General features: G+C 54.9%; 9 protein-coding genes. 5 read left to right on the top strand and 4 right to left on the bottom strand.

The window, feature by feature from the left end:
- Position 1 precedes the first annotated feature (1 nt).
- Positions 2 to 1,366 carry an SrfA family protein gene (locus ACQE3Y_RS11400; protein WP_426981713.1) on the bottom strand — a complete coding sequence of 455 codons (1,365 nt, stop codon included), beginning with the start codon at positions 1,364 to 1,366 and terminating at the stop codon, positions 2 to 4.
- A gap of 43 nt (positions 1,367 to 1,409) precedes the next feature.
- Here ACQE3Y_RS11400 and ACQE3Y_RS11395 point away from each other — a divergent pair, with 43 nt between their 5' ends.
- Positions 1,410 to 1,727 (top strand): hypothetical protein, encoded by a 318-nt coding sequence (locus ACQE3Y_RS11395; protein ID WP_426981712.1) that lies wholly within the window; start codon positions 1,410 to 1,412, stop codon positions 1,725 to 1,727.
- Between the two features lie 294 nt (positions 1,728 to 2,021).
- Positions 2,022 to 2,204: a general stress protein gene (locus ACQE3Y_RS11390; protein WP_038626107.1), complete on the top strand. Its 183-nt coding sequence runs from the start codon at positions 2,022 to 2,024 to the stop codon at positions 2,202 to 2,204.
- A 309-nt stretch (positions 2,205 to 2,513) separates the two neighbouring features.
- On the opposite strand, the gene ACQE3Y_RS11385 is transcribed toward ACQE3Y_RS11390, so the two are convergent.
- Positions 2,514 to 3,692: a benzoate/H(+) symporter BenE family transporter gene (locus tag ACQE3Y_RS11385; protein WP_426981711.1), complete on the bottom strand. Its 1,179-nt coding sequence runs from the start codon at positions 3,690 to 3,692 to the stop codon at positions 2,514 to 2,516.
- Between the two features lie 80 nt (positions 3,693 to 3,772).
- Between ACQE3Y_RS11385 and ACQE3Y_RS11380 the strand changes: the two genes are divergently transcribed.
- Positions 3,773 to 4,339, top strand: a complete 567-nt coding sequence (locus tag ACQE3Y_RS11380) for a helix-turn-helix domain-containing protein (RefSeq protein ID WP_426981710.1) — start codon at positions 3,773 to 3,775, stop codon at positions 4,337 to 4,339.
- Between the two features lie 8 nt (positions 4,340 to 4,347).
- Here the strand turns inward: ACQE3Y_RS11380 and pqqU are convergent, their stop codons facing one another.
- A complete protein-coding gene (gene pqqU / locus ACQE3Y_RS11375; protein ID WP_426981709.1) occupies positions 4,348 to 6,474 on the bottom strand; it encodes a TonB-dependent receptor PqqU in 2,127 nt (708 codons plus the stop codon).
- A 238-nt stretch (positions 6,475 to 6,712) separates the two neighbouring features.
- Here pqqU and ACQE3Y_RS11370 point away from each other — a divergent pair, with 238 nt between their 5' ends.
- Positions 6,713 to 7,582: an NAD(P)-dependent oxidoreductase gene (locus ACQE3Y_RS11370; RefSeq protein ID WP_426981708.1), complete on the top strand. Its 870-nt coding sequence runs from the start codon at positions 6,713 to 6,715 to the stop codon at positions 7,580 to 7,582.
- A gap of 45 nt (positions 7,583 to 7,627) precedes the next feature.
- Here the strand turns inward: ACQE3Y_RS11370 and ACQE3Y_RS11365 are convergent, their stop codons facing one another.
- Complete coding sequence (locus tag ACQE3Y_RS11365; RefSeq protein WP_426981707.1) at positions 7,628 to 7,975, bottom strand: hypothetical protein; 348 nt, start codon at positions 7,973 to 7,975, stop codon at positions 7,628 to 7,630.
- A gap of 666 nt (positions 7,976 to 8,641) precedes the next feature.
- On the opposite strand from ACQE3Y_RS11365, the gene ACQE3Y_RS11360 reads away from it, so the two are divergent.
- Positions 8,642 to 9,469: an arylamine N-acetyltransferase family protein gene (locus ACQE3Y_RS11360; RefSeq protein WP_426972566.1), complete on the top strand. Its 828-nt coding sequence runs from the start codon at positions 8,642 to 8,644 to the stop codon at positions 9,467 to 9,469.
- Positions 9,470 to 9,506 lie beyond the last annotated feature (37 nt).

The following is a 9,506-nucleotide window of genomic DNA, read 5'->3' as shown; positions in this document are numbered from 1 at the left end:
CTTATTTACTCTCACGCTTGATCGTCATTGGAAATGCGGCATCGCTGCCAAACTGCGCTTCACACACGGCGGCGCCATCCCCTTGTTTACACACCAGCTGCGGCATTTTATAACGCGTACCGTTCGCGCACCGGGCGGTATAGCGGCTGTTGATAATCAGATTGCCTGAGCTCATCAGGCCAGCGGTGGCTTCTGCCTTACAGCGGGTGCCATTGCCCTGAACAAGGGTTGCGGAGCCTTTACCGTCGCGGAACTGATAACGCACGGTAGGCGCTTTGAAACCAGGCATATTGCGAAGCTGTAACGAAACGCGCCAGTTACCGTCAAGGAATGCAACCGAACCGTTTCGTACTGCGTTGGTCGGCATCACCAGATCATCTTTGGCCGCCGGCGCGGTAACCGGCGCGGGATCCGGTAACACAGGCGTTTCCGGCTGCGCGGGCACCACCGCCGCGTTGCTGAGCGGCAGGGTTTTATGCAGCGCAAGAGTTTGTGCCTGGGTGGCCGCCGGGATCACCACGCGCGGTTTGATCGCTGGCAGTGTCTCTGCTGTTTTGGCTGATTCGGCAGTGACAGGCTCCGGTTGAGCAGGCCAGAAGGTAAACGCCAGCGCAGCGGCGATAGCCAGCCCCAGCGGCGCAGCGACCCACAGCAGACGACGCGAACGCTTCGGTGTAGGTACCGGCTGCGGCTCGACCGAGGGTTCTTCTTCCTCATGCAGTTCATTAATTGCCTGATAAGCGCTAATGGAGGCGGCGGGGGCTACCGGTTGCGCTGCCGGTTCAGGTTCGGGTTCGGGTTCGGGTTCAGCTTTTGGCGGCAGCGGTAAAATCTCAGCCACAGGTGTGCTAATCAAAGGAGCATCGGAGATCGGCTCAGGCTGAAGCGAACTGCGCAGGCAATCAAGCGCATCGCTGCGTGAACGCTTATCCAGATCGACAAAGCCCCAGAAAGTCAGCACCGGGCGACCATTTACCAGATAAACATATTGACGATCGGGAAACTGGAAGGCTTTGCTAAGCAGAGCGCCGAAGAGTTTAAGTGCTGGCTTGTCCGCGCTGAGCGCGCGTTGGCTCATGGCAGTCAGCGTTTGTTGATAGCTTTCCAGCTCGGCCAGCGCCTGACGACGCTCGCTTTCGCTGGCGTTAAGCCAGGATTTTACCCGGCCATTAAAAGGGGCGTACCAGTCCAGCCGGTCGCCGCGTTCGTTGGTCTGCGGGATCGCCAGACAATCGGCAAGTTTTTGCTGCTTGCGCAGGCGCAGAGTTTCGCGCAACTGAAGCGCAGAAAGGTAAACCGGCTGACCATTCTCACCTAAAGCAAGTACGGCATCCAAATTCCCACTGCGTAAAAATGTTTTTGCCACCTGTAAGGGCCCTTATTTGACGCTGCCAGAGGCAGAAAATCGTATGGTATCTGCTATTCGAATGATCTTATCTTTACATGAGATAAATCAAACGCCGGAAAAGAGCGCGTATTTGATTGATATTCCCCTTGCAAAGGCAAGCAGCACAGAAAATTCGACAGGTGGCTGTAAAATAAGGCATCAGGAGGCACTGTCATTGCCTGAAAAACGCCCAGTTGATCACCATAACAGCCGGGGCGCGTTGATCAACAAGAGCAAGAGATCGTATTCGCCATCCTCACCAGAAACAATTCTCTCTCGCGGTACGCCTTTTCGCAGCGCAACCTTTTTATCAACATGCTCTCTCCCTGTCCCTGAGTAACTATAGATGAATGTTAACAAAGTGGAAATTATCTAAAAAAATCAGACGCAAGCTTAATTGTGCTCATTTTAGGAAAAATCTTAAACAGCAATTCTTATTATGTATTTATGGATTAATTATTAATTAAAACAATTGCAGGCTGAGCAGTTTTATCAGACGGAGGCGCTTTTAAGGGAAGGTGAAATAGTTGCACTTCGTTACTGAGCTTCTACATTTAATAACGTTGTTACGCTTACTTATCTCCCACTGGGAGAGTGAGTTGCCCCCTTTAATGTTAAGAAAAGAGGAATTGTTATGACTCAGTATCGTGGTGGTGCAGGTAATTTCGCAAACGATCGGCAGCGTGCCTCCGAGGCTGGCAAAAAAGGCGGTCAGCGTAGCGGGGGCAACTTCAAGAATAACCCGCAGAAAGCTTCAGAAGCTGGGCGCAAAGGCGGCCAGAACAGCCATGGCGGAGGGCGTAAACCAGCAGAGTAACGCCCACGGCAATTCCAATTTTTTACGCCTCTTCACTCCGACATAATTTTTGTAATTATGTCGGAGTGTTTTTTTATCCCGGCTGTTTTGCTATTAACTCACTCTTTCTGGTTAATCAGCTTATTCAATTATTGTTTCCCTGATGAATATTTCGCAGGGTAATAACCCACAGGTAATTTAATTGTTTGTTCATCCGGCAAGCAAGTGATGACCAAGCGGCAAACGCCCATACCTGTACAAGAAATAAAAAACCTGTACAGCTATTTCCATTACCTCTGAACGCGCACGTTAAACAAACGCTTGTTCTTATTAGCGAAGCCGATGAGCTGATAATATCAGCCATACCAGCATTCCTGTTAATAAACCCCAGAATGGCGCGCCTGTGCCTGCCAGCGAAATGCCGGAAGCGGTCACTAAAAAGGTAACCATAGCCGCATCGCGTGTCTCTTCCTGATGCAGCGCTCGCTGAATACTGCTGGTCAGCGTGTTCAATAGCGCTAGCCCGGCAAGGATATGAATCAGCGCCATCGGCAGGGCGGTCAACAGCAGGCCCACGGCACCGCCAAACAGGCCCGCCAGCAGATAAAAAATGCCGGCGCAGGCTGCAGCCAGCCAGCGCTTAGTGCGATCGGGATGCACTTCCTCACTCATACAGATAGCGGCGGTAATGGCGGCAAGACAAACGGAAAAGCCGCCGAAAGGCGACAGCAGCAGGGCAATCATGCCGCTCCAGCCAATTAATGGTGAAACCGGCGCGTTATAGCCATGCGCCTGCAGCGTAGCGATGCCCGGCGCATTTTGCGAGGCCATGGTCACCAGGAAAAAAGGCAACCCAACGCCCAGTAGCGTTGACAGGGAGAATGACGGCATAGTAAACGATGGCCAGCGCAGCGTCAGCAATGGCTGGGCCAAATGCAGATCGCCGCGCGCCAGCGTCACCAACAGGCCTGCCAGCAGAGTGATAATAATCGCATAACGCGGCAGCAGCCGACGCGCCAGCAGCCAGCTAACACACATTATTCCGCATAACAGCAGATCGGTGGGCAGCGCGCCGAAGGCCTGCAGACCAAAGCGCAATAAAATCCCGGCCAGCATGGCGGCGGTAATCGCCTGAGGGATCACTTTCATTAAGCGGGCAAACAGCCCGGTAATGCCGCACAGCACAATTAACAAATTGGTAAAGATAAAAACGCCAATAGTTTGTGACAACGTAACGCCGTCAAGACTGGTTGCCAGCATGGCGGCGCCAGGGGTTGACCAGGCAGTAAGGATCGGCTGGCGATACCAGAGAGAAAAGCCAAGGGAGCTGATGCCCATCGCCAGGCCCAGCGCGGTAAACCAACCACCGATCTCATCCGCACTGACACCGGCAGCGGCGGCAGCCTGATAAATAATCGCCGCTGAGCTGGCGTAGCCAATAAGCGTTGCGATAAACCCGGCGATCGCAGCCGGGAAAGCAATTTGACGTGCATGCGGCACCGATAACATAGTATTCTCTCCTGTGCGCTATAACGCACACAGTAGCATTGTGCGTTATAGCGCACAAGATAACATTCGGGAGGAAAAGGATGCAGGCACTCACGCAACACCTCGCTCAAACGCTAAAAGCCTTACGTGTGCAGCGCCAGTGGAGCCTGACGCAGGCAGCAGAACACAGCGGCGTCAGTAAGGCGATGCTGGGGCAAATTGAACGCGGCGAATCAAGCCCTACGGTTGCCACGCTGTGGAAAATCGCCACCGGCTTTGCCGTGCCGTTTTCGCTGTTTATCACGCCGCCTGAAGCGCCAGCGGAGGTAACGCACTATCGCGACGGTGAACGGCCGCCGTTTCAGCAACGCAATGCACAGATGCAGGTCAGGCCGCTGGCTGATTTCGATCCGTTGCTGGGGTTCGATCTGCTGGGGATTACTTTTTCCGCCGGTGCGTTTAGCGAGTCGGCTCCCCACGCGCCAGGGGTAACAGAACATGTGGTGGTGATTGCCGGTACGCTGGAGGTGCGGGTTGCACAGCAATGGCATCTGTTGAAGCAGGGCGAAGTGCTGCGTTTTAACGCCGACGTGCCGCACGCCTACCGCAATAGCAGCGACCGGCCAGCGTTAATCCACGACCTGATACATTATCCGCGTGCGGGCTAAACGCAGAATTAATTAAATTCCCAGCTCAGCGAAGCGCCCACGCCGTAATTACGTCCTGGCGCTGGTTCGAAGTAGCGGCCATTGCCTTCATTAACAATCACCGAACCCACATAGCGGCGGTCAAACAGATTATCAACGCGGCCAAACAGATCCAGTACCCAGTTCCCGGCGCGGTACTTATAGCCGCCGTTCAGCGCGGTCACCGCATAGGCCGGAGCCTGTTCACTGTTGCTGTCGTTGGCCTGAATCTCCCCCATGTAACGCAGCTCGGCACCGCCGTACCAGCCGGTTTCTGGCGCATATTCCAGCGCCGCCCAGGCCATATTGCGGGCAATGCCGGGCAGACGATTGCCGCGCGTCACCGGATTTTTGGCGCTGCTGCTGTTGTCGCGATAGGTGGCATCCAGCAGTGTCCAGGAGAGCCGCAGTCGCCAGTCAAGGGCAAACTGCTGATCGAGCGCCAGCTCCAGACCGCGTCGCCGCGTCTGCCCGGCATTTTTATAGCTGCTGCGTCCGCCTTCGCTGTTGGCGACAACAATTTCATTTTTGGTATCGGTCTGGAAGAGTGCGGCGCTGAACAGACCGTTGCCAATACGGGTTTTGCTACCAATCTCCAGCGTATCGCTGGTTGAGGGTTGCAGGAGGTTATTCAGACCGCCCTGGTCATCGTTGCGATAGGAAAGTTCGGTAATGGTCGGCGACTCGAAACCGCGTCCGGCAGAGGTGTAGATATTCCAGGCATCCGTCAGCGCATATTTCAGCGCGGCGGCAGGCAGCCAGCGGTGATAGCGCGCTTCGCCGCTATCGTCGCCGTTGTCAGCGGTGATGTAGTGATCATTATCATCAAAATTCACCGTGCTGAAACGCACCCCCGCATCCAGCGTCAGCTCAGGCGTAAGTTGCCAGGAGGTCTGCAAATAGGGATCGAGGTTCCACATCAGGTTGCGCTCGTTGCGGCGCAGGTCGCCCTTATGACCAAAAGCTGGCGTGCCGTTTTGCATAATGAAGTTTTCATAGCCTTTGCGACGTTCGCTCATGGTTTCGTAATCAATCCCGCCGGTGAGCGTTACGGGGATCGCGCCGATGGCGTCACGATGCGTCCAGCGCACATCGATACCCTGATAGTGACGGGTTAAATCAATTACGCCGCCGGCATGGGTCGGTTTTAGCTGCGGCGCGCGCGGGATCGACTGATACTGCACCGTTTCACGTTCGCCCGCCCACGCCATCAGGCGGAAGTCATCTTTTTCGCTTATCTGACGTTCATAGCGCAGCCCGGCCTGCGTTTGCTTTGTTGTTTTGCGCGTATTGTACTCTTCCGCGCGCGGAGACTGGCGCGGGTTATCGTGCCATTCTGTGTTGGTCAGGCCGCCAGCGTCCTGGGCTTTGATATCCACGCTGTTAAACAGCAGCGTTAAGGTACTGACATCATCAATACGCACCCCCAGCCGCGCGTTGCCGAGATTCTTTTGCGCGCTGCTGTGATCGCGGTAACCGTGAGTGCTAAAACGGGTTGTGGAAACCGCATAATCAACATCACCCACCTGACTGCCATCGCCGGTTGCGCCCTGTGCCTTCAGGCCGTAGCGCCAGCTACCGAAGCTGCCATAATAGCTACTGGCCTCAATGCTGGCGGGCTGACTGCCTTTTAGGGTCTCAATGTTGATTACGCCGCCCGAGGCGTTGCCGTAGAGCGCGGAAAAGGGACCACGCAGCACTTCCACGCGATCCACCGAATTGAGATCGATATTAGACGTTTGGCCCTGACCGTCCGGCATCGTTGCCGGGATGCCATCCACATAAATACGCATACCGCGCACGCCATAGGTAGAGCGCGAGCCAAACCCGCGAATCGAAATCTGCAAATCCTGCGCATAGTTCTGTCTGTTCTGGATTTGTACGCCAGGAAGGCCGGAGAGATTCTCCGACAGATTAACGCGCGGCGCGGCCAGACGCAGATCGTCGCCGTTGATCACGCTCACGGCAGCTGGCGTGTCCAGTTCGGAAAGGCCGCCAGGGGAGGCGCTCACCACCAGGGTCGATTTATCGCTGGCCGCTGCGCAGATGCAGCTAAAAACCAGCAGGGTGGGTGCTGCTATAAAGCGGGCAGAAGAGGGAGGAAGGATGATTTTCATAAAGGCGTCCTGCGGCAGAAATAATTGATAACGTTCCGTAACATCTGCGTTTAAGCCTGGCAGCCCGGTCATATTTTGCAAAAAGCGCTAATAAAATATTTCAGGCCAGCGGTGACAAATCACGCATAAACCGCCGGAATGCCGCAGAAAACAGCTAATAATCTGGCTGATATAAAACGAGACTATTATCAAGACCCAGGTCAGTATTAACCGACATTTAACCAGAAGGATTTACACCATGAATCAACGTCCCGCGGTAGCGGTATTGGGATTAGGCGCCATGGGGCATGCTTTCGCTGCTAACCTGGTAAAGAAAGAATTTCAGGTAGCAGGCTGGAACCGCACCCGGGCACGCGGTGAGGATCTGGCGGCAGCGGGCATGCAGCTGTGTGATGAGCCGCAGCAGGCGGCAGAACAGGCTGAAGTTGTGTTGGCGATGCTGTCAGACGGCGCAACCACCGAACGCGTTCTGCAACAAATAATGCCAGCGTTAAAGCCCAACGCTATCTTCTGCCAGATGGGCACCATCGGTGTGGAAGCCACCGACAAACTTATTTCTCAGCTGGTCGCGGCGCGCCCGGATGTGGTCTATATCGATGCGCCGGTTTCCGGCACCAAAGCGCCTGCCGAAAATGCGCAGATTCTGGTGCTGGCCAGCGGCGATCGGCAGCGTGCGGCGCGCCTGGAGCCTGTGTTTGCTGCTATCAGCAAGGGCGCGCGTTGGTTGGGTGAAGCGGGCGCCGGTTCGCGAATGAAACTGGTGGTAAACGCCTGGCTGATTAGCATGATGCAGGGGCTGGCGGAAAGCACCAGTCTGGCGCAACAGTTTGGTTTTACTCCTGACGAACTCTGGTCGGTGCTGGAAGGCGGGCCGTTAGCAGCGCCCTATGCAAAGGTAAAGCTGGAGACCATCAGGGGCGGCGACTATACGCCCCAAATGCAGCTGGTCTGGGCGCTTAAAGATGCGCAGCTGGCGCTGAGCGCGGCGGAAGATCAGTCGATGCCGGGACTTCAGCATATTGCTCAGCTCTGGCAGCAGGCCGTGGAAGCGGGCTATGGCGAGCAGGATCTTGCGGTGATTTATCGTTTTTTGACTGGCAAAGAGTAAAGCCTGTCCGGCAGAAGCGGGCCGTAGCCCGCTCTGTTAACCCATTTACTCTGCTTTTTGATACTGCGCCAGCGTTGCTTTTTTACAGGCGGCGACATCTTTAAGATTACTTTTTTTCACCTCGTCAGGCAGTTTGCTATAAGCATCCGCTACCTTTTCCGCTTCGTCCTGATTAAATTCAGGCGTGTCCATGCCATAAGGAGCCGAACCGCGCATCACCATATCTTTAAGCTTCTGCACATACTCTTCCTGTGATGCGTCCGCCGCTTGCTGTTCACCGGTGATGGTGCAGAGTCCCGCAATATAGGATTGCGCTTCGCTGCTTGCTTCGTCTGCTGCCTGTGCCACGCCGCAGCTTGCCATCAACAGCAGTATCGCCAGTCGCTTTTTCATTCTTGCTCCTTTTTGCCTTGTTAAATCGTTACTTAAGCATAGCTGAGATATGTTTTTACGGAGCGGAGGCGCTGCTCGCGACGCTGACAGGCTGCTGCCGCGAAAGCCTGGCGGAACAGCTTCTGTACAAATTCAATCCATGCTGGACGCCAGAACGCCATTTCATTTTTGCCTCTTTTTTATTAACCGCAGGTAGGTTATTAAAATGTTATAGATTTATCTAAGCGCTTTGCCCAGCCGCCGCTGCGCCTTGACAATCTTCAACGTGAGATAAGTCTCAGAAATCGATTACAGGGATCCCCAAATTTTTTGAGCGTTCATAGTTAAGGGGTCTTTTTTCACCGAAGGAGGGAAAAAAAATTGTCCTGGTTATCTGAAGATGTAGAGCATGACTCCGAGTTTTTGGCGTTAGTGGGTCGGGCTGTCGTAGCGTTAGCACAGGAAAGGCGGGCATTGAGTTACGATGCGCTCTGTTCGCGTTTGGGCGGCCTGGCCGACAACGCGGACGACGACGAAATGATTATAAGTTGTTGGCGAGCGCGTCAGCTGTTAAAAAACAGCGTGAGATTAGTCAAATAAAATGAATGGATGCCTCGCGCACCTGGCATCAAACCCCGCGCCAGAAATCAGCTATAAGATAAGCATCGTTTTCACCAGGAAGAAATTATGCCGTTTGATCTTCACGCTTATCTGGCGCGTATCGGTTTTACCGGCGCGACGCGCCCTTCATTAACGACGCTGGCACAGCTGCATCAGGCGCACGTATGCGCTATACCCTTTGAAAACCTGGATGTGCTTCTTGATCGCCCGATTCACCTTGAAACCGAAGCAATTCAGGAGAAGCTGGTCGTAGCGCGGCGTGGTGGTTACTGCTATGAGCAGAACGCGCTGTTTCTGCTGGCGCTGCAGCAGATGGGGTTCGATGCACGCGGGCTGGCGGCCAGAGTCGTGATTGCCCAGCCGCCGTCTGTGCCGCCGCGTACCCATATGTTGCTGCTGGTGCAACTGGAAGAGGACTTCTGGATTGCCGATGTAGGCTTTGGCGGCCCGACGCTGAGCGCGCCGATTCGCCTGCAGGCAGATCGGGTGCAGACCACGCCGCACGGCGAATATCAATTGCAGTCGCTGGGTGAAGAGTGGCTGCTGTGCCAGCGGCGTAACCAGGAGTGGCTGCCGCTCTATCGCTTCGATCTGGTGACGCAGTATCCTTCCGATTACCTGATGGCCAATCATTTCGTCTCGACCTGGCCGCACTCGCACTTTCGGCATCATCTGCTGGCGGCACGTTATCTGCCGGACGGCGGTCAGCTGTCGCTGGAGAACCGACGTTTTAGCCGCTATGGCGCGCAGCCGGAGCGGCGCACGCTGGATGATCTGCGCGCGCTTTATCAGCTGTTGCAGGATGCGTTCCGCCTTGGGGTTAAGCATTCGCTGTATGGCGTGAGCGAAGAGGCGTTTATCGAGGCGATGACGCGGCTGGACAACACACAATAAGCGTCCTTGCAGAGCCTGGCTATACTTATCAACCTGA

The organism is Pantoea sp. FN0305 (genome assembly GCF_050113845.1).
In the GTDB taxonomy this organism is placed as follows: domain Bacteria; phylum Pseudomonadota; class Gammaproteobacteria; order Enterobacterales; family Enterobacteriaceae; genus Mixta; species Mixta alhagi.
This window is presented reverse-complemented; position numbering and strand designations above follow the sequence as displayed.